Below are 24,880 nucleotides of genomic sequence, written 5' to 3' on the forward strand. Positions count from 1 at the left end.
CATGCTACCCATAGCGGTAGTTCGGGCCCCGCTTCGCGGGGGTCGCTGCCGTTCCTGGGGGTGACGTGTTGGTCATTGTTGAGTGGCGCTGACAATGCACGGCGGAATGAAGGTCTACGCCGGGGCTCCTTCGGCGGCCCGGCACTATGTGGAAGCGAGCCGGGGCCGGGCCGATGACTACTACTTGACCGAGGGGACCGGCATCGCGCGCCGCTACTCCGCCGGCAGCGGGCCGGTGCAGGAGCTCGCCGCGCTGGCCGAGGACGGCTACGAGGCATGGGTGGCCGGCCTGGACCCCGACACCGGGACGGCCCGGGGGCGGCTGCGCACCGACGACCGAGCGGTGCGGTTCGTCGAGGTGGTTGTCAGGCGGTATGCAGCTGGTCGAAGACGCCGGCCTCGGCCCACTCGCGCATCCGGCGCCAGCAGGTCCAGCCCGACCCGTAGCCGAGCCCGGTCGGCAGCTTGGCCCAGCCGATGCCGGTGGAGAGCACGAAGGCGATGCCCTCCAGCACATCCCGATCTGCCGTGCGGGGCCGGCCGGTTCGGCCGTGGATGGCTGGTCGTCGGAGCGGGATCAGCGGCTTGGCCAGTGCCCACAACTCGTCACCGATCAGCCGCGGCGGGGAAGACGCCGGCGACGACATGCCCGGCACCCTGCGCCGACGTGGGCAGACCGACCAGAGCCTCACGACCTACTTTCGCAACGTCTTCTTAGGCAGATCACGAGAGAGTGGCCTCATCGCAGCCGTCGTAAGGGGTTGGAAGGCTTCATCAATTTCGGGGGGTCGCCGGATGGCTTACAGCGAGCACCGCCAGCACGCCAGAGAACTCTGCTCCGCCACGCTCAGCTCGCTCGTCGAGAGAGCGTCGAGGACCAGCCGAAACAACCGTCAACCATCAACCGCAACAGCGTCAAGCCTCACCCGACGCTCGTTCGTCAAGCATCAGGCGAAGCAACACACACAGTGTGTGGGGCGGGTGGGGCTCGAACCCACGACCCAGGGATTATGAGTCCCATGCTCTGACCGGCTGAGCTACCGCCCCGCGACAGCCAAGCCTGCCAGATCGCCGGGAACGGTCAGGACGCGGTGCTGATGGCGTCGATCGCCATGCGGGCCTGCTCGTGGAGCGCGCCGGAGTTCGGCGCGGCCCCGGCCACCCCGGCTACCCCGGCCACCTCGGCCGCCGCGGCCTGCCCCTCCTCGCTCACCACGTAGGGCATGAGGTCCGCGGTCAGCTGGTCCTCGTAGGCGGTGCAGCCGACGTGGTAGCTGACCAGCACGATGGGGTACTCACCGGACTCGGCCGTCGTCCGGTCCAGCTCCAGGGCGAGGTCTTACGGTGCCCTCGCTGCCGGCGACGGCGGCGCCCCGCCGGGGTTCCCCTGGGCCGCCTCGCCACCGGGGACCGGCCAGTTGCCGTCCGGCTCTTAGAAGATGTTGCAGAAGTAGGTAGTCGGGCTCTGTTCCGTCTTGGTGGCTCGGCGCAGGCTGCCGGGCATGTTGTCGCCGGCGTCTTCCCCGCCGCCCCGGCTGATCAGCGACGAGCTGTGGGCGCTGTTCGAGCCGGTGATCCCGGCGCAGCCGCCCGCGGTGCACGGGCGCACCGGCCGGCCCCGGGTCTCAGACCGGGACGTGCTCGAGGGCATTGCCTTCGTGCTCTCCACCGGCATCGGCTGGACCAAGCTGCCGGCCGAGCTGGGCTACGGGTCGGGTTGGACCTGCTGGCGGCGGATGCGCGAGTGGGCCGAGGCCGGCGTGTTCGACCGGGTGCACCAGGCGGTGCTCGACCGCCTCGGCCAGGAGGGCGAACTGGACTGGTCGCGGGCCAGCCTGGACTCGGTCAGCGTCCGGGCGAAAAGGGGGGTGACCTGACCGGCCGCAACCCGACCGACCGGGGCAAGGCCGGCAGCAAGTACCACCTGCTCGTCGACGCGCACGGGCTGCCGCTCAACGTGCTGGTCTCGGCCGCGAACCGGCACGACAGCCTGTTCGTCGAACCGATCCTGGACTCGATGCCGGCCATCAGGATCGGTGGCCGCGGCCATCCCCGCCGGCGGCCACTCAAGCTGCACGGGGACAAGGGCTATGACAACCCGCGGGTACGCCGCTACCTGCGCCGCCGGGGCATCACCGCGCGCATCTCCCGCATCGGGGTCGACTCCAGCACCCGGCTCGGTCGACACCGTTGGGTGGTCGAGCGCGCCCTCGGCTGGCTGCTGTCCTACAAACGCCTCGCGCTGCGCTACGACCGCACCGCCGCGACCATCACCGCGCTGGCCCGCCTGGCCGTCACCCTGATCTGCGCTCGACGCCTACCGACGAACTAATGCAACGTCTTCTTAAGGCCAGGCCTCACCGGACGCGGCGGCCAGGTACTCGGTGGAGTTCTCGGTGGTGCCCGACTCGTCGGAGCGGTCCACCGGGGTGATCGGCAGGTCGGGCAGCGTTCCGCCCGGGGTCGTCCGCGGCGACCGCGGGGCCGTCCCAGGTGGTGATCTGCTGGTCGAAGATTCCGGCCAGCACCGCGGGGGAGAGGTTCAGGTCCTCGACGCCGGGGACATCGTGGACCACCGCGATCGGCGAGATGTGGTTCGGCAGCTCGAACACCTCGCCGCAGCGCGTCCGGCTGTACGGCGGATCAGCCCGCCGTCCCCCCTTGCTTCGCGGCCTGCTGCCTGCTGGCACTGACGCCCACGAGGGACCTCCTGAGGTCCTCGCCGACCACGATCTCGCGACCGCGCTCGTCCGGCGGGACGTACTGCGACAGCGCTCCTGCGCGCCCGCCACGGCGGCGACCCCGACCGCAGCGACGACCTTCACGCGCCCCTCCTGCCGTCGGGCCCGCGTCATCCGCGAGCGCTCAGGCCGACAGCAGGTGCCGCTCCCATGCAGCCTCGAGATGACCCGGCACGGGATCGGCTCCCGCGCAAGACCCCTGTGGACGGCGTGCTGCACCGTCCCCAACCACCCCGATGGATGCCCACCGTGTGCGACGTCACAGCGCGGGATCGCGGCGACGGGGTGTGAAGGGGCGGAACACCGGGAAATCGGCGTCCGCGCTGGTCGTCCCGCCCGTCTCGCCCGTCCCAGCCGTCACCGTTCCGCAGTCGGACGCTGACGCCGTGTAGTGAATGCGAGCCGCGGAGACAAGGCGGCGCCCCGGCTGCGTTATCCGATCGTGACCGGACGCCGGGAGCCGGTGTAGGTTTCCCGACGGCCCTGCCGGGCTCAGCTCCTCGGGAACCGAGGGCCTCGGCACGGCCCCGCCGAACCGCCGACGTCCCACCCGGGGCCGACGCGGACCGGGGACCCACCGTTCCACTGGGGTGAGTCCTGCCTGCGCTTGGGGAGCGCAGGCGGGTAGGGCGCCGTCCGGCCCGAACCCGTCAGCTAACTCGGTAGGCGGTCGCGAGGATGGGAGAACAGTCGCCTTGGCGACCCTGCACCGCCAGAACACCGTGGTCCGTTGCGCCACGTTCCCCCGTAGCCGCCTGAGCGCCGGTCGCCGGGCCGTCGTCGTCGCCGCCGCGGTCGCCGGGCTCCTCGCCGGCGCCCCCGTCGTCGCGGGCGCCGCTCCCGCCCCCGCCGCCTCCGAGCAGGCCTCGCTCGCCGAGCGGGTCGAGCAGATCGAGGCGCAGGTGAAGGCCGCCGAGGAACAGCTGCAGCGGATGACCGTCGAGGCCGAGGCCGCCGCCGACGCCGCCCTGGTCGCCCGCGCCCAGCTCGCCCAGGGCCAGGCGGAGGCCGAGCGCACCGCCGCGGAGCTGGCCGCCGCGCAGGCCGACGTCGCCGGGGCCGAGGAGGACATCGCCGAGCTCGGCCGCGAGGCCTACATGGGCGCCGACAACCGCTACGGCGACCTCGAGCTGGTGCTCGACGCGGAGAGCCCCACCGAGCTGCTGCAGCAGGCCGCGACCGTGGAGCAGCTGGGCGACCACCGCGCCGGCCGGCTGCAGGAGTTCCTCACCGTCCAGGCGCGGGTCGAGGAGGCCGACCGCGCCGCCAAGGCCGCCGTCGCGCAGCTCGGCGAGCTCGCCCGCAAGGCCGACGAGGCCGAGCGGGCCGCCAACGAGCACCTCGCCCGGGCGCAGGCCGACTACGACGCCCGTGCGGCGGAGAAGGCCCGCCTCGACGAGGAGCTCCGGCTGGCCGGCGAGCGCCTGCTCGCCTCCCAGGGCGCCGCCGACGCCGCCGCCGCGTGGAGCGCCCGCCAGGCCCAGCAGCAGCAGTCGCTGGCCAGCGCGTCGGGCACCTCCGGGATGCCGACCGCCGGCCGGGTCACCTCCTGCTACGGCCCCCGCTGGGGGACCATGCACCAGGGCGTCGACATCGCCGCCCCCATCGGCACCCCGATCTACGTCCCGCAGGACGGCGTCGTGCTGCAGGCCGGCCCCGCGAGCGGCTTCGGGCAGGCCGTCTACGTCCAGCACGGCGACGGGCAGATCACCCTCTACGGGCACGTGAACCAGTTCTTCGTCAGCGCCGGCCAGGTCGTCCAGGCCGGCGACCACATCGCCGACGTCGGCAACAAGGGCCAGTCCACCGGCCCGCACCTGCACTTCGAGGTGCACCAGGGCGGCCTGTACGCCAGCCGGGTCGACCCGATGCCGTGGCTGCAGGCGCAGGGCATCTCGCTGGGCGGCGCCTGCTGAGGCTGAACCGATCTCCACCTACCGACGGCCGCCGGGGTACGCCCCCGGCGGCCGTCGGTGCGTCTACCGCCGCCCGCGGAACCGGCCGAGCAGGCCGCCCACGCCGCCCAGCGTCTGCGCCGCCAGGGTCAGGATCGGCCCGCCCGGGATGCCGGGTGCCGACTGCACGATCGGTGCCAGGGCCATCAGCCCGCCGAGCTCGTGCACCCGCAGCCGCCGCCGGGCCAGCGCCAGCACCGGGTTCACCCGCCCCGAGGCCGCCTCCAGCAGGAGGTCGGCCGGCGCCTCCACCGCCGTCCCGCGGACGTCGCCGGCCGGCGTCCGCCGGACGGTCCAGCCGCGGTCGTCGGCGGCGAAGGTCCAGCCGCCCTCGGGCGTCGCCAGCGTCGCGCCACCCGTCACCCCCTCGCGGGCCGCCAGCGCGCCGGTCACGTCGGCCAGCGCGGCCAGCCCCGACCGCAGGACCGGCGGCGGGGGAGCGGGTGCGCCGCACGGCGCCAGGTCCAGCCCGTGCACGGCGAGCTCGTAGGCCTGCCCGAGGACGACGCTGAGCAGCGGCAGCCGCCCGACCACCGCGACCGCCGGTGCGGTGTCCAGCTCCACCGGCTCCCCGGTCAGGTAGCCGTCGGTGGCGTCGCGGTTGCGCCGCAGGGCCGCCAGCACCTCCTCGCGCGACGCGCTCCGGTGCGCCGCGGTCACCCGCGCGTTGGTCGCGTCGACGTCCGGCGGCGTCCCCACCCCGCCCGACCGCGCCGAGGCCACCAGGTCGGGCAGCGCGGCGTGGTCGTCCCACAGGCCAAGGTGCACGCAGACCTCGTGGGCGCGCCAGCCGGGCAGCCGGGTCGGCCGGTCGAGGTCCACGGCCGCGGCCTGCTCGAGGAACGCGTCCCACGCCCCGAGCACCATCGGCCCGACCACGTCGCGCCCCGCGTCGGCCATGCCCTGGTGCCGCGCGAGAGACGCCATGTCCGCCTCCTACCCCGGCCGGGCAGGGGCAGGCGTGGCGTCGGTCTCGCACGACACCCTCGCAGGGGTGAGGCGGGTCAACCTGGACCGACTCCACGACGATGGTTGGTCCATGGACGACAGGCCGGCCGGCGACCGCCGCCGCACCCCGAGCGGCGGGGCGCGCGGTCGGTGGACCGTCCTGCGCGCAGCCCTGTACCGCCAGCTGGCCGCCGACGACGACCGGGCCGCCTACTGGGTCCGCCACGTGCGGCTGGGCGTCGCGCTCACCGAGTTCTCCGCCCTGGCCGTCGTCGGGTACGCGCTGCTGACCCCGGGCACCGCCCAGCGCACCGCCGTCCTCGTGGGCCTGGCCGGCGCGGCGGTCCTGGCGGCGCCGCTGCTGCTCGTGCTCCCCGTCGGGCGGATGGTGCGCGACCGCCGGGGGAGCCTGCTCTTCTACTGCTGGAGCCTCGCGGTCACCGGCCTGGTCGCGGTCGGCTCGCGGGTCGACGGCGGCGCCTCGAGCCCGCTGTTCGCCCTGCTGTTCATCACCCTGGGCTTCATGGCCGTCGCCTACCCGCCGTGGGGCGTCGTGGCGATGGGCGGCGTGATGAACGGCGCCTACCTGGTCTGCGTCGCCGGCAGCGGCCTGGACTCGTCGGCCGCGTTCATCGGGGTCGTGATGGCCGTCTACACGGTGCTCTGCGCCATGGCCTCGGCCAACCAGTGGGAGGCCTACGACCGCCAGCAGCTGCTGCTGCGCACCTCCGAGGTGCTGGCCGCCACCGACCCGCTCACCGGCTGCCTCAACCGGCGGGCCTTCCTCGACCGGCTCGACCGCGCCGCCGCCGGTACCGACGGGGACTGGGTGGTGTGCCTGGTCGACCTGGACGGGTTCAAGGCCGTCAACGACCTCAGCGGCCACGCCGCGGGGGACGCCGTCCTGCAGGCGGTCACCGCCGCGCTGACCGGCGTGGTGCGCGAGACCGACACGGTCGCCAGGCTCGGCGGTGATGAGTTCGCCGTGCTGGCCGAGGCGACCGAGGACGACGGCGAGCGGCTCGCCGCCCGGCTGCGGGACGCCGTGGCGGTCGTCGGCGCCGGCTCCGGCGTGACCGCGAGCGTCGGCCTCACCGTCGTCCGGCCCGGGAACGAGGGGTCCGAGGTGCTGCACCGGGCCGACCAGGCGATGTACCGGGCCAAGGGCGCCGGCGGGAACCGGGTGACCGCGCTCGCCGGCTGAGCCCGCGGCCTGTGGACACCGGGCGCCCGACCCGCATCGCGCTCACGCACAGTGAGCGGAATGCGGTACGACTCCGTTCGGGTGGTGACCGTCCGTGGGTCGCCGGGGGAGATCCTGTGGACGGCCTGTGGGGGGACGGTGGATGCACCCACCGCGGGCGCGACCCCGTGGGGTGCCCGCTGACCAGCGCGGTCGGGCAGCGGTCGTGACCGCCCCGTCACACCGGACCCAACTGCCCCGCCCGCACTGGCGCGATGGGGTGACCATCGTGCACACTGTCCTCGGGCCCCCTGGTCCCAGATCGCCGAACACAGCCTGTCACCGAATCGATCGTCCGTTGGGGAAGACGAGACCGATCGAGTCGATGGAGGTGCCCCGTGCAGCGACGGTCTACCCAGGGTGTCGTCTTCGTGCACGCGTGCCCGAAGGCGCTCTGCCAGCACGTCGAGTGGGCGCTCGAGCGCGTCATCGGCGCGCCGGTCTCCCTGTCGTGGGCCGACCAGCCCGCGGCACACGGCTCGTTCCGGGCCGAGGTCGCCTGGACCGGTGCCCCCGGGACGGGCGCCAAGCTGGTCGCCGCGCTCCGCGCGTGGCCGATGCTGCGCTTCGAGGTGACCGAAGAGGCCAGCTACGGCAACGACGGCGAGCGCATGTCGTACGTGCCCGGCCACGGCGTCTTCCGCGCGCCCACGAGCGCCAACGGCGACATCGTGGTGAGCGAGCAGCAGCTGCGCTCGCTCGCGGCCTCGGCCACCTCCATCGAGGCGTTCCGGCACGGGGTCGACGAGCTGCTCGGCGCCGCCTGGGACGCCGACCTCGAGGTCTACCGGCACGCCGGCGACGGCAGCCCGGTCACCTGGCTCCACCAGGTCGTCTAGAGAAGGGACCCCCTGCCCCCACAGTGACAGGACCCCGTCGACCTCACCCCTCGCACGCTCGGGGCGAGCTTCCGGACGGGGCCAGCGGCGGGACCCTGCAGGGGGCCAGATCACGATCCGACCACGACGGCAGCGCGACCTGCGCCTTCCCGTCGTAGGCTCTCAGACGGGTCGTCCGGACGTCGTCGGGGAAGCGGCGTCCGGACGACCATCTCCCTGCCACAGGCAGGTGGCCCCGCTGCAGGGCTCCGCCGCGAGCTCGCGAGTGGTGGGGGCAGCGGGGTCCTCCTGCTACAGCGGGATGTTGCCGTGCGCCCCGCGGCCCGACGGCGCGCCCGCCAGCGCGGCGACCAGCCGCCGCCGGGTCTGCGCCGGTTGCACCACCTCGTCGACGACCCCGATCTCCAGCGCCCGGTTCACCCCGCCGGCGATCCGCTCGTGCTCGGCGGCCAGCCGGGCGTGCAGCGCCTCGCGCTCGGCGGGCGGGACGGCGGCCAGCTTCTTGCGGTGCAGGATGCCGACCGCGGCCTTGGCGCCCATGACCGCGACCTCGGCCCCCGGCCAGGCGAAGACCGCCGTCGCACCGAGCGAGCGGGCGTTCATCGCGATGTAGGCCCCGCCGTACGACTTGCGGGTCACCAGAGTCACCCGCGGCACCACGGCCTCGGCGAAGGCGTGCAGCAGCTTGGCGCCGCGGCGCACCACGCCGTCCCACTCCTGGCCGACGCCGGGCAGGTAACCGGGCACGTCGACGAGCACCACCAGCGGGACGCCGAACGCGTCGCACATCCGCACGAAGCGGGCCGCCTTCTCCGCCGACGCCGAGTCCAGGCAGCCGCCCAGCCGCAGCGGGTTGTTGGCGACGACCCCGACGGTCCGGCCCGCCAGCCGGCCCAGCGCGGTCACGATGTTCGGCGCCCACCGTGGGTGCAGCTCCAGCGCTGGGCCGTCGAGCACGGCGGCCACCAGCGGCTTGACGTCGTAGGCGCGGTTGGTCTGCTCGGGGAGCAGGGCGCGCAGGTCGACGTCCGGCTCCCGCTCGGCCGGGGCGAAGGTGCCCTGGGCGGCCAGCAGGTCCACCGCCTGCCCGGCGGTCTCCAGCGCCTCCTGCTCCGAGTCGGTCACCACGTGCACGACGCCGCTGCGCCGGCCGTGGGTGTCCGGCCCGCCGAGGCTCTCCATGTCCACGTCCTCGCCGGTCACCGAGCGGACGACGTCCGGGCCGGTGACGAACACCCGGCCGGCCGGCCCCATGATGACCAGGTCGGTGAGCGCCGGGCCGTAGGCGGCCCCGCCGGCCGCCGGGCCCAGCACGACGGAGATCTGCGGGATGCGCCCGGAGGCGCGGACCATCGCCTCGAACACCTCGCCCACGGCGTGCAGCGCGGTGACGCCCTCGGCCAGCCGGGCGCCGCCGGAGTGCCAGATGCCGACGACCGGGGACCGCTCGCGCAGCGCGGTGTCGATGGCGTCGACGATGTGCCGGCAGCCGTCGAGGCCCATGGCGCCGCCCATGACCGTGGCGTCGGTGCAGAACGCGATCGCCCGGGTTCCCCGGACGGTCCCCCGGGCCGCCATGACCCCCGAGGTGTCGCGGGGCACCAGCAGCGACATCGAGCCGGGGTCGAAGAACCGTGCCAGCCGGTCCTCGGGGTCGCGCGGGTCGGAGGCGGGCAGGGGAGGAGCGGCGTGCAGCGTGGTCATGGGACCTCTCCGGGCCGGACGCGGGCGTGCGGGTGAAGGGCCCCGTGCCGCCACCGCTCGCAGGCTCGTGGCGGGACCCTGCAGGGGGCCGACGGACGGGGTCCGCTCTCAGGGGGTGGTGAACACCAGCGCGATGTTGTGGCCGCCGAAGCCGAAGGAGTCGTTGACCGCGGCGGTGAGCTGGGCGCGCCGCGGCTCGCGGCGCACGATGTCGAGGGACTGGACGGCCGCGTCGTCGTCCGGGTCGTCGAGGTTGGCGGTGGCCGGCACGAGTTGCTCGCGTAGCGCGAGGATCGTGAAGACCGACTCCAGCGCCCCGGCCGCGCCGAGCAGGTGGCCGGTCTGGCTCTTGGTCGCCGTCACGAGGGTGTGCTCGCCGACCGTGTTGAGGATGGCCGCGGCCTCCGCGGTGTCACCCACCGGCGTGGAGGTGGCGTGCGCGTTGACGTGGCCGATGTCGGCGGCGGTGAGCCCGGCGTCGCGCACGGCGGCCGCGATCGCCCGGCCGGCGCCCTCGCCCTCGGGGTGCGGGGCGACCAGGTCGTAGCCGTCGGCGGTGCCGCCGGCGCCGGCCAGCCGGGCGTGGATGCGTGCCCCACGGGCCCGGGCGGCGTCCCCGCGCTCGAGCACCAGCGCCGCCGCGCCCTCACCGAGGACGAAGCCGTCGCGGGCCTTGTCGAACGGCCGGGAGGCGCGCTCGGGCTCGTCGTTGCGGGTGCTCATCGCGCGCATCGCAGCGAAGCCGGCCATCGGCAGCGGGTGCACGCAGGCCTCCGCGCCGCCGACCAGCACGACGTCGGCCCGGTCGAACCGCAGCAGGTCCAGGCCCCAGCGGATCGCTTCGGCGCCGGAGGCGCAGGCGCTGACCGGGGCGTGCACCCCGCCCTTGGCGCCGACCGCCAGCCCGACCGCGGCGGCGGGGCCGTTGGGCATGAGCATCGGGATGGTGAAGGGAGACACCCGCTTGGGGCCCTTCTCCTCCAGGACGTCGTCCTGGCCGAGCAGGGTGAGCGCGCCGCCGATGCCGGTGCCGAAGACGACGGCGACCCGCTCGGGGGCGACGCCGGCCTCGGCCGCACCGGACTCGCGCCAGGCCTCCTCGGCGGCGATCACGGCCACCTGCTGGCTGCGGTCCAGCCGGCGGGCGCGGACGCGGTCGATCTGGCCGGCCGGGTCGGTGTCCAGCCGGGCGACGAGCTGGGCCGGGAAGTCCTTGGCCCAGTCGTCGGTGATCCGGCTGACCCCCGACCGCCCGGCCAGCAGCGCGTCCCACGTGCTGGCGACGTCGCTACCGAGCGGCGTGGTGGCACCGAGGCCGGTGACGACGACGTCGCCGACGGACGTGCTCATGACGGGTTCCTCCTGGGACGGGCGGCCGGGGGGCCGGAGTGGTCGACCGGTGGTGCGGTCAGGCCTTGTTCTTCTGGATGTAGCTCATGGCGTCGCCGACGGTCTTGATGTTGGCCAGCTCGTCGTCGGGGATGGCGACGCCGAACTTGTCCTCGACCGCCGTGGCGATCTCGACCATCGACAGGGAGTCGACGTCGAGGTCCTCGGTGAACGACTTCTCCGGGGTGGCGTCGGCAGGCGCGACGCCCGCGACCTCCTCCAGGATCTCGGCCAGACCGGTCTGGATGTCCTCGCTCACGCGGGGTCCTCTCTCTCGGGTGGGGCGGGGTGCTCCCGCCGTCGGGCCCCTGTGGCCCGGGGGTGTGTGGGGCCGGTCAGGGCAGGACGACGACCTGACCGGCGAAGGTGAGCCCGGCGCCGTACCCGAGGAGCAGGGCGACGTCACCGCTCTTGGCCTCGCCGGACTCCAGCAGTGCGCTCAGCGCCAGCGGGACCGAGGCGGAGGAGGTGTTGCCCGACCGGACGATGTCGCGGGCGATCACGGTGCGCTCGGGGAGTCCGAGCCGCCGGGCCATCAGCTCGATGATCCGCAGGTTGGCCTGGTGCGGGGCGAAGACGTCGATGTCGTCGGGGCCGACGCCGGCCCGCCGCATCGCCTCGCCGAGGGTGTCGGTCAGCCGGGTGGTGGCCCAGCGGTACACCGCCTGGCCGGCCATGCTCATCGCCTTCTCGCCCTCGGGGATGGCGATCGCCTCGGACTGGTCGCCGTCGCTGCCCCACACGACCGGCCCGACGCCGGGGGTCTGCGACCGGCCGAGGACGGCGGCTCCCGCGCCGTCGGCGAAGATCACCGCGGTCGAGCGGTCGGTGAGGTCGGTGTAGTCGGTCAGCCGCTCGCCGCCGATCACCAGCACGTTGCGGGCCGAGCCGCTGCGGATCGAGTCCGCGGCCGAGCCGAGCGCGTAGCACCAGCCCGCGCAGCCGGCGTTGACGTCGAAGGCGCCGGGCCGCTTCGCGCCGAGCCGGTGGGCGACCTCGGGCGCCAGGCCCGGGATCGGCCGCGGCAGGCTGGCCGAGGCGAGCAGGACCAGGTCCAGCTCGGCGGCGTCCAGGCCGCTGGCCGCCAGCGCCTTGCCGCCCGCGGCGACGCTCATCTCCAGCAGCGTCTCGTCCGGCTCGGCCCAGCGGCGCTCGGCGATGCCCACCCGCGCCTGGATCCACTCGTCGTTGGTGTCCATCGTCTGCGCGAGCTCGTCGTTGGTCACCCGCCGGCGTGGGCGGTAGCTGCCGAAGCCGAGGATCTGCGCGCCGGGTGCCCCGGCGGTGAGCGTGATGGCGGTCATGACTGCACCTCCGGGTAGAGCCGCGCGATGGGGTCCCCCGCGTCGACGAGATCGCCGTCCTGCACCAGCCACTCGGCGAGCACGCCGTCGTAGCCGGCCGACACGTCGGCCTCCCCGCGGCGGCTGCGGACGCAGCCCAGCGGGGTGCCGGCCGGCAGGTGGGTGCCCTCGGCGACCGCGGCCGGGCTGACCGTCCCGCGGGCAGGGGAGACGACGACCCGCCAGTCGGGCAGGTGGTCGGGTTCGGGGCGGCCGCGCTCGGCCTCGATGAGGGCGCGGGCGCGGTCGAGGTCGGCCGGGCCGCTCACGGCCAGCAGCTCGACCTCGGCACCCTTCCACTCGCGCTTGGCCAGGCCGGTCAGCGCGCCGGCCGGCGGCAGCTCGAGCACCGCGGTCACGCCGAGCTCGCGCAGGGTCGCCAGGCACGCGTCGAAGCGCACCGGGCTGGTGACCTGGCTGACCAGCCGGGAGAGCACCTCGGCGCCGGTGGTCACCGCGGCGCCGTCGGCGTTGGACAGCAGCAGCCGGCTGGGCTCGGCCGGGCGCAGGCCGCCGACCAGGCCCTCCAGCTCGGTGCGGGCCGGCGCCATGTACTCGGTGTGGAAGGCGCCGGCGACCGACAGCGGCACCACCCGGGCCTTGGCCGGCGGGTCGGCCCTGAGCGCGGCCAGGCCGTCGAGCGGGCCGGCGGCCACGACCTGCCCGCCGCCGTTCATGTTGGCCGCGGTCAGCCCGTGCTCGCCCAGCGCGGCGGCGACCTCGTCGGGGTCGCCGCCCAGGACGGCGGACATGCCGGTCGGCGTCCGCGCGCACGCGGCGGCCATCGCCCGGCCGCGGACGGCGGTGAGCGCGATCGCCGCCTCGACGCTGAGCACGCCGGCCAGGGCGGCCGCGGTCAGCTCGCCGACGCTGTGCCCGGTGATGGCGACGTCCCGCCCGGTGTGCGGCGTGTGGGCCACCGGGCCGGGCAGGCCGCCGAGCTCGCGGGCGACGAACAGGCTCATCGCGACGACCAGCGGCTGGGTGACCGCGGTGTCCTTGATGGCCTCGGCGTCACCGGTGGTGCCCAGGGAGAGCAGGTCGGCGTCGGCGATCGCCCCGGCCCAGCGGAAGAAGGACTCGGCCCCGGGGAGCTCGAGCCACTCGGTCAGCATCCCGGGCTTCTGGGCACCCTGTCCGGGGGCGAGGACGGCCAGCACCTGCTCACCGTGTCAGACAACGGGAGGTGACGCGGTGGCGAACGGCACGAAAGGACACCGCTGCTCTTTGGAGGATCCCTACAACAGGACCGGGTTGCAGCGGGGTGTCAGCGGGTCCACGTGGTGGGAACCGTACGGTGCGGGCGGTCCTCAGTGCCAGAGCGAGCGGTCCTGGTCGAGTGCGGCGAGGGCGAGGGCGACCTGCACGGTCCAGGCGCCGCGCGGGTCGGTGACCGCCACCCCGGTGATCTCGGTGGCCCGCTTCAGCCGGTACCGGACGGTGTTCGGGTGCACGAACAGCGCCCGCGCACTGGCCTCCAGGTTGCCCCCGCTGGCGAGCACCGCGCGCACCGTCTCCAGCACCTCGCCGCCGGCGGCCTGCAGCGGCAGCGCGATCCGCTCCTGCAGCGTGGCGCGGGCGCTCGGGTCGCCGTCCAGCGCCCGCTCGGGGAGCAGCGCGTCGGCCGCGACCGGCCGGGGGGCGGCCGGCCAGGCGCGCGCCGCGCGGAGCCCGGCCAGCGCGGCGGCCGCCGAGTCGCCGGCCCGGCCGAGGGTGTCGACCAGCGGTCCGGCCACGACCGGGCCGGGCCCGAACTCGTCGCTCACCCGCTCGGCCGCCGACCGCATGTCCGGGGACCCGCCGAGGACGACGACCAGCTGGTCGGCGTGCACCCCGACGAGGGCCTCGCAGCCGCTCTGCCGCGCCGCCCGCCGGGCCGCGCCGTGCGCGTCGCGGTCCCCGGGGGCGGCACCGACCAGCACCAGGACCGGGCTGGTCGCCGCCCACCCGAGCGCCGAGGCCCGGCCGGACAGCTCCTCGGGGTGCTCCCCGCGGACCAGCGAGTCGACGAGCAGGGCCTCCAGCCGGGCGTCCCAGGCCCCGCGGCTCTCGGCGAAGGTGGCGTAGACGTGCGCGGTGGCGAACGCGACCTCGCGGCTGTACTGCAGCACCGCCAGCCGCAGCACGTCGGCGTCCCCGGGCTCGGCGACGGTGCCGACGAAGTCGTCCATCACCTCGACGGTCACCCGCACCAGGTCCACGGTGTGCTTCAGGGGGACCACGCGGGCCAGCTCGCGCGGCGCGGCGCCGAACACCTCGCCGGTCAGCCGGGGCGGCCGTTCGGGGCTGCGGCACCACTCGACGAAGGAGGCCAGCCCGGCCTGGGCCACGAGCATCACCCAGGACCGCTGGTCCGCCGGCATGGCGCGGAACCAGGGCAGCTCGTCGTCCATCCGCGCGACCGCCCGCGTGGCCAGCGACCCGGACGCGCGCTCGAGCCGTCGCAGCGTCGCTGCGGACGGCGGGCGCCTGCTGACCCGGTCGGACACCTGGTCAGCGTGGCACGCGGGGCGCCGTCGGGGAGAGTGGAGGTGTGGACGTGCTGCAGCGGAACCCCGGGAGGGCGACGGTCCGGCGGGCGGCCGCCGCGGTCGGTGCGGGCCTGGCCGTCCTGCTCGCCCTCGGTGCCGGCGTGCTGGCCGGCTGGGCGCCGCAGCTCGGGCTCGACGGGGCGGTCAGCCGTGCGCTCTACGCAGGCGACGACCGCTCCGCCCTCACCCACGCCGTCCTGGAGGTGCTGACCGCGCCGGGTGCCGCCTGGTTCCGCGTGGTCGTCTCGCTGCCGGTGCTGTTCTGGCTGGGCACCCGGAAGGCGTGGCGGACGGCGGGCTGGGTGGTCACCGCCAACGTGCTCGCCGGGCCGGTGACGGCGCTGCTCAAGGAGGGGTTCGGGCGGGTGCGCCCGGCGTTCGAGAACGGCGGGGCGCTGTCGGACGGCCTGAGCTACCCCAGCGGGCACTCCTCGGGCATCGCCACCCTGGTCACCATCGCACTGGTGCTCTTCTGGCCGCGGTGGACGGCCCGGCGGCGGCGCGTCGCGGTCGCCGCGGGCCTGGCCCTCGTCGTCCTCGTGGGGCTGACCCGCATGTGGCTGGGCGTGCACTTCCTCTCCGACGTCGTCGGCGGGTGGGCGACGGGCGTGGCCTGGACGCTCCTGGTCGCGCTGGCCTTCGACGCGCTGCCCGGCGGCCGGGGCGCGCTGCCGGGGGAGGAGGGACCGTGAGTGGACAGGGCCGTGAGCATCGCAGCGAGGAACGAGCGAGGAGCGGAGCGGCCAGCGGGAGCGAACCAGGAGGCACCGTGGACGGGCTGGTCTCCGACGTGGTGCTCGAGCCGGACGACGGCTCGCTCGGCCCGCTGCTGCGGATGGCCGACGACCGCCTCGAGCCGGGCAACGGCTACGGCCGGCACCCGCACCGCGCCGTCGACGTCGTCGCCGTGGTGCTGTCCGGCTGGTTGCGGCACGGGTGGGGGGACGGCACGGTGATCGCGGCCGGTGACGTCGCCGTCCTGCGCGCCGGCACCGGTCTGCAGCACGACGAGGTGGCCGGGGACGGCGGCGCGCACGTGCTGCAGACGTACCTGCGCAGCGCGCGTCCGGACGCCGGGCCCGCGCACGAGGTGCACCGCAACGCGGACGGCTGGGTGGACCTCGACCGGCCCGACGCCCGGCTGTGGGTGGAGACGGTCGCGGGCGGGACGACGACGACCGTGCCGCCCGGGCTGCTCGTGCTGGCCGGCCCCGGCGGCGTCCGCGTCGAGCAGCAGGCCGGCGGCCCGGTGGCCGGTCCGGGGACCGCGGTGGTGTGGCAGCTGGAGACGGCCCGGCCGGCCTGGGCCTCCGACTGAGGGTGGACGCCGCCGGCCCCTTCGGCGACGACCACGGGGTCCGCGGGGCGACGCGCCGCGAGTGGCCGGCGTGTCGCCACCGCAGGTCCGTGATCGTCGCCGGCGGGCCGACCCGGCCGGCCTGGGCCCGCTGGTTGCCCCTGGGGGAGAGTGGGCCGCATGCCGATCCCCGCCGACCTGCTGGCCGCCGCCCGAGCCGACGCCGACCGCACCGTGGACCTGCGCCGGCGGCTGCACCGGCACCCCGAGATCGGCCTGCAGCTGCCGCGCACGCAGGCCACCGTGGCCGACGAGCTGGCCGCGCTGCCGGTCGAGCTGTCGGCGGGGACGAGCACGACCTCGCTGGTCGGCGTCCTCCGCGGCGCCCGCCCGGGCCCGACCTACCTGCTGCGCGCCGACATGGACGCGCTGCCGGTGCAGGAGGACACCGGCCTGCCGTTCACCTCCGAGGTGCCCGGCGCGATGCACGCCTGCGGGCACGACCTGCACGTCGCGATGCTGCTGGGCGCCGCGCGCCTGCTGGCCGAGCGGCGGGACGAGATCGCCGGCCAGGTGGTGCTCATGCTGCAGCCGGGCGAGGAGGGCTTCCACGGGGCGCGGTACATGCTCGAGGAGGGCCTGCTGGACGCCGTCCCCGAGGCGCCGGTCGCGGGGGCGTTCGCGCTGCACGTCTTCGCCAACCAGCCCAGCGGGGTGGTCAGCGTGCGGCCGGGCCCGATGATGGCCGCCGCCGACCACTGGGAGGTGACCGTGCGCGGCCGGGGCGGGCACGCCTCGATGCCGCACGCCGCCGCCGACCCGGTGCCGGTCGCCGCGGAGATCGTGCTGGCGCTGCAGTCGATGGTCACCCGCCGCGTGCCGGTGTTCGACCCCGCGGTGGTGACCGTGGCGAACCTGGCCGCCGGCTCCACCGACAACGTCATCCCCGACACCGCCTACCTGCAGGGCACGATCCGGACCCTGTCGCCGGAGCGCCGGGCCGACGTCGTCGCCTCGGTGCGCCGGGTGGCCACCCACGTGGCCGCCGCGCACGGCATGGAGGTCGGCTTCGTCCACCGGGAGGGCTACCCGGTCACCACCAACGACCCGGGGGTGGCCGCCCGGGTACGGGAGCTCGCCGGCGAGCTGCTCGGGCGGGAGCGCAGCGTGGCCGCGGACGAGCCGTTGATGGGCGCCGAGGACTTCGCCTACGTGCTGCACCGGGTGCCCGGCGCGATGGCGTTCCTGGGCGCCTGCCCGCCGGGGGCCGACCCCGCGACGGCGGCCGGCAACCACTCGAACCTGGTGGTCTTCGACGAGGCGGCGCTGCCGGCCGGGGCCGCGCTGTACGCCGCGATGGCGCTGGACGCCCTGGCCTGAGCGCCGGCCGGACCGGGCCGGCACCTCGGCCGCGCAGGCCCGGGAGGGGGTGCCGCCCGCGCCGCCGTGCCCGTGGGCACGCCGGGCGGGAACTCGCGAGGGGCGGGCGTACGGCACCCCGCCGCCGCCGACGGCCACCACGCAGCGGTCGTCGGCGGCGGCGGGGAGGTGTCCCGGTCCCGCTCAGGTGGCGGGGCTGGGGTCCGACCGCTCTTCCGCGGGCGCGGCCTGCACGTCGCGGATCTGGTACTTCTCCACCGCCTGGCGGACGACGTCGCGCTCGACCTCGCCGCGGTCGGCCAGCGAGGCCAGCACCCGGACGACGACCGACTCGGCGTCGACGTGGAAGTGCCGGCGCAGCGCCGGGCGGGTGTCGGAGAGGCCGAACCCGTCGGTGCCCAGCGTCGACATCCCGCCGGGGACGTAGGGCGCGATCAGGTCGGGCACCGCGCGCATCCAGTCCGACACCGCCACGACCGGACCCTCGGCGTCGGCCAGCTTCTGGGTGACGAACGGCGTCTGAGGCTCCTCCTCCGGGTGCAGCAGGTTGTGCTCCTCGACCGCGTCGGCCTGCCGCCGCAGCTCGTTCCACGACGTCACCGACCACACGTCGGCCGACACGTCCCAGTCCTGCGCGAGCAGCTCCTGCGCTCGCAGGGCCCACGGCACCGCGACGCCCGAGGCCAGCACCTGCGCCTTCTTGCCGCCACCGGAGCCCTGCGCGTACCGGTACATGCCGGCCAGCAGGCCCTGCACGTCGAGGTCCTCGGGCTCGGCCGGCTGCTGGAACGGCTCGTTGTAGATCGTCAGGTAGTACATGACGTCGGGCGAGCGGTGGCCGCCCAGCGGGGCGCCCGGGTCGTCGCCGTACATGCGGGCCAGGGCGTCCTTGGTGATGTGCCCGACCTCGTAGGAGAACGCGGGGTCGTAGCAGACGACGGCCGGGTTGGTGTGCGCCAGCAGCAGCGAGTGGCCGTCCTCGTGCTGGAGGCCCTCGCCGTTGAGCGTCGTCCGGCCGGCGGTGGCGCCGAGGACGAAGCCGCGGGTCATCTGGTCGGCGGCCGCCCAGAACGAGTCGCCGGTCCGCTGGAACCCGAACATCGAGTAGAAGATGTAGATCGGGATCATCGGCTCGCCGTGCGTGGCGTACGAGGTGCCGACGGCGGTGAACGACGCCGTGGAGCCGGCCTCGTTGATGCCCTCGTGCAGGATCTGGCCCTGCTCGGACTCCTTGTAGGCCAGCATCAGCTCGCGGTCGACCGAGGTGTAGCGCTGGCCGGCCGGGTTGTAGATCTTCTGCGACGGGAAGAGGGAGTCCATCCCGAACGTGCGGGCCTCGTCCGGGATGATCGGCACGAAGCGCGGGCCGAGCTCCTTGTCCTTGAGCAGCTCCTTGAGCAGGCGGACGAACGCCATCGTGGTGGCGACCTCCTGCTTGCCCGAGCCGCGCCGGAGGACGTCGAGGGCCTTGTCCTCGGGCGCCTTGAGCGTCTTGAACTCCGACCGGCGCCGGGGCACCGCGCCGCCCAGCTGCCGGCGCCGATCGAGCATGTACTGCATCTCGTCGGAGTCGGGGTCGGGCTTGTAGTACGGCGGCAGGGTCTTGTCGAGCTGCTCGTCGGGGATGGGCAGGTAGAGCCGGTCCCGGAACGCGGCGAGGTCCTCGGCGGTCAGCTTCTTCATCTGGTGCGTGGAGTTGCGGCCCTCGAAGTGGCTGCCCAGCGTCCAGCCCTTGATGGTCTTGGCGAGGATGACCGTGGGCTGGCCCTTGTGCTCCACCGCCGCCTTGAACGCCGCGAAGACCTTGCGGTAGTCGTGCCCGCCGCGGGAGAGGTTCCAGATCTCCTTGTCGCTCATGTTCTCCACGAGCTTGCGGGTGCGCGTGTCACGGCCGAAGAAGTGCTCGCGGACGAAGGCGCCGTCCTCCGCCTTGTAGGTCTGGTAGTCGCCGTCCGGCGTCTGGTTCATCAGGTTGACCAGCGCGCCGTCGCGGTCGGCGGCCAGCAGCGGGTCCCACTCCCGGCCCCAGATCACCTTGACGACGTTCCAGCCGGCGCCGCGGAAGAAGCTCTCCAGCTCCTGGATGACCTTGCCGTTGCCCCGCACGGGGCCGTCGAGCCGCTGCAGGTTGCAGTTGATGACGAAGGTGAGGTTGTCCAGCTCCTCGCGGGCGGCCAGACCGATCACGCCGAGCGACTCGGGCTCGTCCATCTCGCCGTCGCCGAGGAACGCCCACACGTGCTGGTCGGAGGTGTCCTTGATGCCGCGCGCGTGCAGGTAGCGGTTGAACCGTGCCTGGTAGACCGCGTTCATCGGGCCGAGACCCATCGAGACGGTGGGGAACTCCCAGAACTCCGGCATCAACCGCGGGTGCGGGTAGCTCGACAGGCCCCCGCCCGGGTGGCTGACCTCCTGGCGGAAGCCGTCCAGCTGCTGCTCGGTCAGCCGGCCCTCGAGGAAGGCGCGGGCGTAGATGCCGGGGGAGGCGTGGCCCTGGAACCAGATCTGGTCGCCGCCGCCGGGGTGGTCCTTGCCGCGGAAGAAGTGGTTGAAGCCGACCTCGTACAGGGACGCCGAGGAGGCGTAGGAGGAGATGTGGCCCCCGACGCCGATCCCCGGCCGCTGCGCGCGGTGGACCATGATCGCGGCGTTCCACCGGATGTAGGCGCGGATCCGGCGCTCGACGTCCTCGTCGCCGGGGAACCACGGCTCCCGCTCCGGCGGGATGGTGTTGATGTAGTCGGTGCTGCGCAGGCCGGGCACGCCCACCTGCTGCTGGCGGCTGCGCTCCAGCATGCGGAGCATCAGGTAGCGGGCGCGGCCGCGACCGGCGTGGTCGACGACGGCGTCCAGCGATTCCAACCACTCGCCGGTCTCGTCGGGATCGGTGTCGACCAGCTGACTGGGGAGCCCGTCGGTGATGACCGCGCGGGCCCGGGCCGTGTCGGCGTCGCGGGCGGGATCGCCGCCCGGCTGCTGCGGAGCGCTCATGGGCACATCGTCCCCCGCGGGTGGGGTGCGCGTCACGCGCACCGCCCACCTGTCGGGACGGCGGCCGCCCGGATCGCACTTCGAGCGGTTGCACCTCACCAGGCATGCCCTACGCTTCCGCCATCGCCGGCAGGCGCCCCCGGACGACCCGGGGCGGGGAGGACCGGTGCGGACGGGACGGGGTGACATGGCCGGGCTGCGGGGGAACGCTCCCGCTCGGCGTGCCCTGCCCCGCAGCCGTCCGCCGCACCCCGCGCACCCGGCCGCCCGACCCACTCCTACGACACCCCACCGGCGCGGGCACGACCGTGCCTCCCGGTCAGCAGCATCGAAACCCATGGAGGAACAGCAGGGATGAGCGTCGACTCGGGCAGCGCCAGCATGGCGGCCCGGCTGGGCATCAAGCCGGGCATGGTCGTGCAGGAGCTCGGCTGGGACGAGGACGCCGACGAGGACCTGCGGGACTCCATCGTCGAGGTCAGTGGCAGCGAGATGGTCGACGAGGACACCGACGAGGTGGCCGACGTCGTCCTGCTGTGGTGGCGTGAGGACGACGGCGACCTGTTCGACGCGCTGACCGACGCGATCACCTCGCTGGCCGACGACGGCGTCGTCTGGCTGCTGGTCCCCAAGTCGGGCCGGCCGGGCCACGTCGAGCCCGGCGACGTCACCGAGGTCGCGCCCACCGCCGGGCTGAGCCAGACCAGCAGCGTCTCGGCGGCCAAGGACTGGTCCGGCATCCGTCTGGTCACCCCAAAGGCGGCCCGCAGCCGCCGGTGAAGGCCCCCCTCGCCCCCCACGCCTCGCAGGCTCGGCGCGGGCCCCTGCGAGGGGGCCGTTCCAGCACGTCACCGGGGGCAGTTCCAGCGCGTCACCTCCGTGCGGCACGATCGGGCGCATGAGCCTCTCCGTCGGTGACACCGCCCCCGAGTTCAGCCTGCCCGACCAGGACCGCCAGGTCGTCTCGCTGGCGGACCTGCGCGGGACGCCGGTCCTGCTGGTCTTCTACCCGTTCGCCTTCTCCGGGATCTGCACCGGCGAGCTGTGCCAGCTGCGCGACGAGCTCTCGACCTACACCGACGCGGGCGTCCGCGTGCTGGCCGTGAGCACCGACCCGGCCCCGGCCCTCAAGGCGTGGAAGGCGCAGGAGGGCTTCGACTTCGCGCTGCTGTCGGACTTCTGGCCGCACGGCGAGGTCGCGCAGGCCTACGGCGTCTTCCACGAGAAGGCCGGCATGGCCGTGCGCGGCACCTTCCTCGTCGACGCCGAGGGCCGGATCGCGTTCACCGAGGTCAACGGCCCCGGCGACGCCCGGGTGCAGTCCGGCTGGAAGGACGCCGTGGCCGCTCTCGCCGCCTGAGCAGGAGACCGCGCGCCCGGGCACCTACCCTGGGCGCGCGGGGCGCGTAGCTCAGCGGGAGAGCTCTCGCCTTACAAGCGAGCGGTCGCCGGTTCGATCCCGGCCGCGCCCACCCCCCGTGACCGGCCGGCAACCGTCGGAGCCCGTCGAGTGGGGAGTCGCGGTCACTTCCGCCCGGCGGTGACGACTGCACCCCGCCACTCGCTGCGGGGTCGTCGTCCTCAGGCCGCCGCGACGTCCGCGAGCGGGCCGGGGACGTCGGGCCGCGGGAACGCCGGGCGCAGGAACGCCGGCGGTCGGAACGGCGCCCAGGTGCCTGCGGGCTGGGCCAGCCGATCGGCGATGGCCCACAGCGCGGCCGGGTGGTGGCCGATGCCCAGGTGGCTGGCCACCACCGCGATGTTCTCCGAGCGCTCGCCGGGGGTCTCCAGGCAGGTCTGCCAGTGCACGATGCCGTCGTAGTGCGAGTAGATCGACGTGGTGGGCACGGGCAGCGGCGAGCCGTCGGCCTCCAGCGGCAGCGAGCGGTGCTCGACGTGCAGGTGCGAGTAGCGGTCGAAGGCGCGGCTCGCGCGGCTCTGGCTGTGCCGGGTCATCCGGAACGGGCTGCCCAGGGTGACCACCTGGCGCACCGAGTCCGGCGTCCGGCGGGCCAGGTCGCGGGCGAAGATGCCGCCCAGGCTCCAGCCGACCAGCGACAGGGGTCGGCCGTAGCGGTCGCTGAGGTCGTCGACGCGGTCGCGCATCCCCGCCACGCAGGCGGCGGTCGGGCCGATGTTGCGGCCCAGCCGCCAGCCGTGGACGCGGTAGCCCAGCCGGCGCAGCGTCGCACGCAGCACCCGCGTCGACGTGTCGTCGGCCAGCAGCCCCGGCAGCACGAGCACCGGGTGCCCGTCGCCGTGCGGCAGCCGCGGCATCAGCGGGCGGGCAGCCAGGTACAGCCCGAAGTCGGCCACCGCCCGCCCCGGCTCGCTCAGGTAGAGGGGCAGCGCCGGTCCATCGCCTCGCGTCACGTCGTCCTCCTCGTCAGCCGGCCGTCGTGGGCGGCTGGTGCGCCGCGGTACCCACGGGGCGACGTCCCCGACACGCCCCGGGACGTCGCCTGCGGTGTACATCGGCAGTCTGACTGTGGTGTGTGACACATTCCCGGCCGTCCCACCCGGAGGTGGGGCGGTGCGCCGGGCGTGGTTCCGTACCGGCATGGACGCCGACACCCGCGCCGGGAGCGACCCCGGCCGCACCCGCACCGTGGACATCGACGGCCCGGTGCACCACGTCGACTTCGGTGGCCGGGAGGACGGGCCGACCGTCGTCCTGGTGCACGGGCTGGGCGGCTCGCACCTCAACTGGGACCTGTTCGCGCCGCTGCTGACCCCGCACGCGCGGGTGCACGCCCTGGACCTCCCCGGCTTCGGCCGCAGCGAGCCGGGGGAGCGGACCGCGAACGTTCGGGACAACGTGCTGGTGCTCGACCGCTTCATCCGCGAGGTGACCGGCGGCCCGGTGGTGCTGGTGGGCAACTCGATGGGCGGGATGATCTCCGTGCTGGAGGCCCAGCGCTCGCCGGCCGAGGTGAGCGGCCTGGTGCTGCTGGACGCGGCGCTGCCCGGCCCACGAGGGCGCCCCGACCCCCGGGTCGCGGCGGCGTTCGCGCTCTACGCCCTGCCCGGCGCGGGGCAGCGCTACCTGGCCACCCGGCGCCGCCGGCTCGGCGCACGCGGCACGGTCCGCGAGATGCTCCAGCTGTGCGGCGTCGACCCCGACGCCGTCCCGCCGGAGCTGATCGACCGCTCGGTCGCCCTGGTCGACGGGCGGCGCGACGTGGCCAGCATGGACCGGGCGTTCCTCACCGCGGCCCGCTCGCTGCTCCTGCTGCTGGCCGACCCGCGGCTGCTGCGCCGGGCGATGGCGGGCATCGCCGTCCCGGTGCTGCTGGTGCACGGCGAGCGCGACCGCCTGGTGCCCGTCTCGGTCGCCCGCGACGTCGCCCGGCGGCACCCCGACTGGCGCTACGTGGAGCTCCCCGGTGTCGGGCACGTGCCGCAGCTGCAGTGCCCGGAGCTGCTGGCCGAGCACGTCCTGGGCTGGCTGTCGTCGGTGACCCGGACGCCGTAGCTCAGCGCAGGGTCGCGCGCAGCGCCTCCCAGCCGGTGTGGCGCGGGCGCCAGCCCAACTGCTGCTCGGCCTTCGTGGTGTCCATGATCACCGGGCGGCTGGCCGCCTCCACCCACTCGGCGACCGGCGGCAGGAACGGCAGCCGGGCCACCGCGCGGGCGGCCAGCTGGGCGGGTGCGGCGGGCACCGGGATGGGCAGCGCGCCGAACTCCCGGGCCACGTCGGCCAGGTTCAGCACGCCGTCCCCGGCGATGTTGTAGGCCCCGGGCGGGCCGGCGCCGACGACGCACAGCTGCAGCGCGCGGCCGACGTCGTCCTCGTGCACGACCTGCAGCTGCAGCTCGGGCGTGACCAGCGGGACGGTGACCGGCAGCCGCCGCGGGCGGCCGAACAGCCGGCGGCCGAGGGGCGCCAGCGGTCCGGGCAGCACGTCCTTGGCGCCGACCGCGTTCGGGCCGAGCACGATCGGCGGGCGCAGCAGGTACAGCGCGAGGCCCGGGGCGGTGGCGGTCTCGGCGTCCAGCAGCTGCTCGACCTCGGCCTTCTCCTGGGCGTAGAACAGCCGGGAGGCCGGGCGCACCGGCCAGTCCTCGGTGATCCGCTCCGGGTTGTCGGGGTGCCAGCCGTAGGCGGCGACCGACGAGGCGTAGACGAAGCGTCGGGCGCCGGCGGCCGCCGCGGCGCGGAAGACGTTGAGCGTGCCGTCGACGTTGATCGCCCGGGTGGTCTCGCGGGAGGCGTTACCGGTGATCAGGAACGCCAGGTGCACCACGACGTCGGCGCCGGCGAAGGCCTCCTGCAGGGCGCTCGGGTCGCGGACGTCCCCGCGCCGGTACTCCATCTTGGTCCAGCCCCGCTCGGCGGGGTCGAACGGACGGCGGGCGATGCCGACGATCCGCTCCACCCGGTCGTCGGCCTGCAGGAGCGGGACCAGCCCCGCGCCGAAGGTCCCCGTGGGACCGGTGACGGCGACGGTCAGATCGGGTTCAGGGACGGGCAACCTCTTGGTCTCCCAACTCGCTGGCCCCGTCCCGGGTCCCGCCC

The 24,880-nt window shown here is 74.9% G+C and carries 21 protein-coding genes, 2 tRNA genes, 2 pseudogenes and 1 riboswitch; of the genes and pseudogenes, 12 read left to right on the forward strand and 13 right to left on the reverse strand.

Annotation, left to right across the window (positions count from 1 at the left end; translation table 11 throughout):
• Positions 1 to 94 precede the first annotated feature (94 nt).
• Positions 95 to 367: pseudogene (locus BLR12_RS25275) on the forward strand (hypothetical protein); the annotation flags it as partial.
• A gap of 1 nt (position 368) precedes the next feature.
• On the opposite strand, the pseudogene BLR12_RS15110 reads toward BLR12_RS25275, so the two are convergent.
• From BLR12_RS15110 to BLR12_RS24595, 3 genes and pseudogenes are all read right to left on the reverse strand, one after another.
• Positions 369 to 647: pseudogene (locus tag BLR12_RS15110) on the reverse strand (transposase); the annotation flags it as partial.
• 326 nt (positions 648 to 973) lie between these two features.
• Positions 974 to 1,047: transfer RNA gene (locus tag BLR12_RS15115), tRNA-Ile, on the reverse strand.
• Between the two features lie 34 nt (positions 1,048 to 1,081).
• Positions 1,082 to 1,285 (reverse strand): hypothetical protein, encoded by a 204-nt coding sequence (locus tag BLR12_RS24595; protein ID WP_176832530.1) that lies wholly within the window; start codon positions 1,283 to 1,285, stop codon positions 1,082 to 1,084.
• Positions 1,286 to 1,502: 217 nt separating this feature from the next.
• On the opposite strand from BLR12_RS24595, the gene BLR12_RS15125 reads away from it, so the two are divergent.
• A protein-coding gene (locus BLR12_RS15125; protein ID WP_369803451.1) for an IS5 family transposase occupies positions 1,503 to 2,332 on the forward strand; the annotation gives its coding sequence in 2 pieces (ribosomal slippage) (positions 1,503 to 1,859 and positions 1,862 to 2,332; 828 coding nt in all).
• Between the two features lie 927 nt (positions 2,333 to 3,259).
• Positions 3,260 to 3,425, forward strand: a riboswitch (cyclic di-AMP (ydaO/yuaA leader).
• Between the two features lie 11 nt (positions 3,426 to 3,436).
• On the forward strand, positions 3,437 to 4,657 hold the full coding sequence (locus BLR12_RS15135) for a M23 family metallopeptidase (protein ID WP_091379612.1): 1,221 nt from the start codon (positions 3,437 to 3,439) through the stop codon (positions 4,655 to 4,657).
• 63 nt (positions 4,658 to 4,720) lie between these two features.
• On the opposite strand, the gene BLR12_RS15140 is transcribed toward BLR12_RS15135, so the two are convergent.
• Complete coding sequence (locus tag BLR12_RS15140; RefSeq protein ID WP_091380019.1) at positions 4,721 to 5,623, reverse strand: maleylpyruvate isomerase N-terminal domain-containing protein; 903 nt, start codon at positions 5,621 to 5,623, stop codon at positions 4,721 to 4,723.
• A 112-nt stretch (positions 5,624 to 5,735) separates the two neighbouring features.
• Between BLR12_RS15140 and BLR12_RS25560 the strand changes: the two genes are divergently transcribed.
• Entirely contained in the window at positions 5,736 to 6,848 is a 1,113-nt protein-coding gene (locus tag BLR12_RS25560) for a GGDEF domain-containing protein (RefSeq protein ID WP_218120689.1), read from the forward strand.
• A 377-nt stretch (positions 6,849 to 7,225) separates the two neighbouring features.
• Complete coding sequence (locus tag BLR12_RS15150) at positions 7,226 to 7,726, forward strand: DUF3145 domain-containing protein (protein ID WP_091379618.1); 501 nt, start codon at positions 7,226 to 7,228, stop codon at positions 7,724 to 7,726.
• Positions 7,727 to 8,017: 291 nt separating this feature from the next.
• Here the strand turns inward: BLR12_RS15150 and BLR12_RS15155 are convergent, their stop codons facing one another.
• The 6 genes from BLR12_RS15155 to BLR12_RS15180 all read right to left on the reverse strand — a co-directional run bounded on the left by BLR12_RS15155 (position 8,018) and on the right by BLR12_RS15180 (position 14,651).
• Positions 8,018 to 9,430, reverse strand: coding sequence for an acyl-CoA carboxylase subunit beta (locus tag BLR12_RS15155; RefSeq protein WP_091379620.1), 1,413 nt, complete (start codon positions 9,428 to 9,430; stop codon positions 8,018 to 8,020).
• Positions 9,431 to 9,538: 108 nt separating this feature from the next.
• Complete coding sequence (locus BLR12_RS15160) at positions 9,539 to 10,780, reverse strand: beta-ketoacyl-[acyl-carrier-protein] synthase family protein (protein ID WP_091379623.1); 1,242 nt, start codon at positions 10,778 to 10,780, stop codon at positions 9,539 to 9,541.
• A 58-nt stretch (positions 10,781 to 10,838) separates the two neighbouring features.
• A complete protein-coding gene (locus BLR12_RS15165; protein WP_012949533.1) occupies positions 10,839 to 11,078 on the reverse strand; it encodes an acyl carrier protein in 240 nt (79 codons plus the stop codon).
• Positions 11,079 to 11,154: 76 nt separating this feature from the next.
• Complete coding sequence (locus BLR12_RS15170; protein WP_091379625.1) at positions 11,155 to 12,123, reverse strand: beta-ketoacyl-ACP synthase III; 969 nt, start codon at positions 12,121 to 12,123, stop codon at positions 11,155 to 11,157.
• Positions 12,120 to 13,322 carry an acyltransferase domain-containing protein gene (locus tag BLR12_RS15175; RefSeq protein WP_091379628.1) on the reverse strand — a complete coding sequence of 401 codons (1,203 nt, stop codon included), beginning with the start codon at positions 13,320 to 13,322 and terminating at the stop codon, positions 12,120 to 12,122. The genes BLR12_RS15170 and BLR12_RS15175 overlap by 4 nt, the downstream gene beginning before the upstream one ends.
• Positions 13,323 to 13,472: 150 nt before the next feature.
• Positions 13,473 to 14,651: a PucR family transcriptional regulator gene (locus BLR12_RS15180; RefSeq protein WP_091379629.1), complete on the reverse strand. Its 1,179-nt coding sequence runs from the start codon at positions 14,649 to 14,651 to the stop codon at positions 13,473 to 13,475.
• Positions 14,652 to 14,701: 50 nt separating this feature from the next.
• On the opposite strand from BLR12_RS15180, the gene BLR12_RS15185 reads away from it, so the two are divergent.
• The 3 genes from BLR12_RS15185 to BLR12_RS15195 all read left to right on the forward strand — a co-directional run bounded on the left by BLR12_RS15185 (position 14,702) and on the right by BLR12_RS15195 (position 17,370).
• On the forward strand, positions 14,702 to 15,385 hold the full coding sequence (locus BLR12_RS15185) for a phosphatase PAP2 family protein (protein ID WP_255363520.1): 684 nt from the start codon (positions 14,702 to 14,704) through the stop codon (positions 15,383 to 15,385).
• A gap of 77 nt (positions 15,386 to 15,462) precedes the next feature.
• Positions 15,463 to 16,011, forward strand: coding sequence for a pirin family protein (locus tag BLR12_RS15190; RefSeq protein WP_255363521.1), 549 nt, complete (start codon positions 15,463 to 15,465; stop codon positions 16,009 to 16,011).
• Positions 16,012 to 16,170: 159 nt separating this feature from the next.
• The gene (locus tag BLR12_RS15195) at positions 16,171 to 17,370 is read left to right on the forward strand and encodes a M20 metallopeptidase family protein (RefSeq protein WP_091379632.1); all 1,200 of its coding nucleotides are present in this window, start codon (positions 16,171 to 16,173) and stop codon (positions 17,368 to 17,370) included.
• Positions 17,371 to 17,553: 183 nt separating this feature from the next.
• Here the strand turns inward: BLR12_RS15195 and aceE are convergent, their stop codons facing one another.
• Positions 17,554 to 20,361 (reverse strand): pyruvate dehydrogenase (acetyl-transferring), homodimeric type, encoded by a 2,808-nt coding sequence (gene aceE / locus BLR12_RS15200; RefSeq protein WP_091379635.1) that lies wholly within the window; start codon positions 20,359 to 20,361, stop codon positions 17,554 to 17,556.
• Between the two features lie 354 nt (positions 20,362 to 20,715).
• Between aceE and BLR12_RS15205 the strand changes: the two genes are divergently transcribed.
• The 3 genes from BLR12_RS15205 (at position 20,716) to BLR12_RS15215 (ending at position 21,833) form a co-directional block, all read left to right on the forward strand.
• Entirely contained in the window at positions 20,716 to 21,141 is a 426-nt protein-coding gene (locus BLR12_RS15205) for a DUF3052 domain-containing protein (RefSeq protein ID WP_012949524.1), read from the forward strand.
• A gap of 118 nt (positions 21,142 to 21,259) precedes the next feature.
• Entirely contained in the window at positions 21,260 to 21,721 is a 462-nt protein-coding gene (locus tag BLR12_RS15210) for a peroxiredoxin (RefSeq protein ID WP_091379637.1), read from the forward strand.
• 40 nt (positions 21,722 to 21,761) lie between these two features.
• Positions 21,762 to 21,833, forward strand: a tRNA-Val gene (locus tag BLR12_RS15215).
• Positions 21,834 to 21,942: 109 nt separating this feature from the next.
• On the opposite strand, the gene BLR12_RS15220 is transcribed toward BLR12_RS15215, so the two are convergent.
• On the reverse strand, positions 21,943 to 22,734 hold the full coding sequence (locus BLR12_RS15220) for an esterase/lipase family protein (RefSeq protein ID WP_176832531.1): 792 nt from the start codon (positions 22,732 to 22,734) through the stop codon (positions 21,943 to 21,945).
• Between the two features lie 187 nt (positions 22,735 to 22,921).
• On the opposite strand from BLR12_RS15220, the gene BLR12_RS15225 reads away from it, so the two are divergent.
• Entirely contained in the window at positions 22,922 to 23,836 is a 915-nt protein-coding gene (locus BLR12_RS15225) for an alpha/beta fold hydrolase (RefSeq protein ID WP_091380029.1), read from the forward strand.
• A gap of 1 nt (position 23,837) precedes the next feature.
• Here the strand turns inward: BLR12_RS15225 and BLR12_RS15230 are convergent, their stop codons facing one another.
• The gene (locus BLR12_RS15230; RefSeq protein WP_091379639.1) at positions 23,838 to 24,836 is read right to left on the reverse strand and encodes an NAD-dependent epimerase/dehydratase family protein; all 999 of its coding nucleotides are present in this window, start codon (positions 24,834 to 24,836) and stop codon (positions 23,838 to 23,840) included.
• Positions 24,837 to 24,880: the final 44 nt, after the last annotated feature.

The organism is Geodermatophilus sp. DSM 45219 (assembly GCF_900104025.1).
Taxonomy (GTDB): Bacteria; Actinomycetota; Actinomycetes; order Mycobacteriales; family Geodermatophilaceae; genus Geodermatophilus.

Excerpts from the sequence above, each read along its gene's own strand:
- BLR12_RS15195 (WP_091379632.1), top strand. The coding sequence starts at position 16,171 with ATGCCGATCCCCGCCGACCTGCTGGCCGCCGCCCGAGCCGACGCCGAC.
- BLR12_RS15155 (WP_091379620.1), bottom strand. The coding sequence starts at position 9,430 with ATGACCACGCTGCACGCCGCTCCTCCCCTGCCCGCCTCCGACCCGCGC.
- BLR12_RS25560 (WP_218120689.1), top strand. The coding sequence starts at position 5,736 with ATGGACGACAGGCCGGCCGGCGACCGCCGCCGCACCCCGAGCGGCGGG.
- BLR12_RS15225 (WP_091380029.1), top strand. The coding sequence starts at position 22,922 with ATGGACGCCGACACCCGCGCCGGGAGCGACCCCGGCCGCACCCGCACC.
- BLR12_RS15170 (WP_091379625.1), bottom strand. The coding sequence starts at position 12,123 with ATGACCGCCATCACGCTCACCGCCGGGGCACCCGGCGCGCAGATCCTC.
- aceE (WP_091379635.1), bottom strand. The coding sequence starts at position 20,361 with ATGAGCGCTCCGCAGCAGCCGGGCGGCGATCCCGCCCGCGACGCCGAC.
- BLR12_RS15160 (WP_091379623.1), bottom strand. The coding sequence starts at position 10,780 with ATGAGCACGTCCGTCGGCGACGTCGTCGTCACCGGCCTCGGTGCCACC.
- BLR12_RS15205 (WP_012949524.1), top strand. The coding sequence starts at position 20,716 with ATGAGCGTCGACTCGGGCAGCGCCAGCATGGCGGCCCGGCTGGGCATC.
- BLR12_RS15210 (WP_091379637.1), top strand. The coding sequence starts at position 21,260 with ATGAGCCTCTCCGTCGGTGACACCGCCCCCGAGTTCAGCCTGCCCGAC.
- BLR12_RS15140 (WP_091380019.1), bottom strand. The coding sequence starts at position 5,623 with ATGGCGTCTCTCGCGCGGCACCAGGGCATGGCCGACGCGGGGCGCGAC.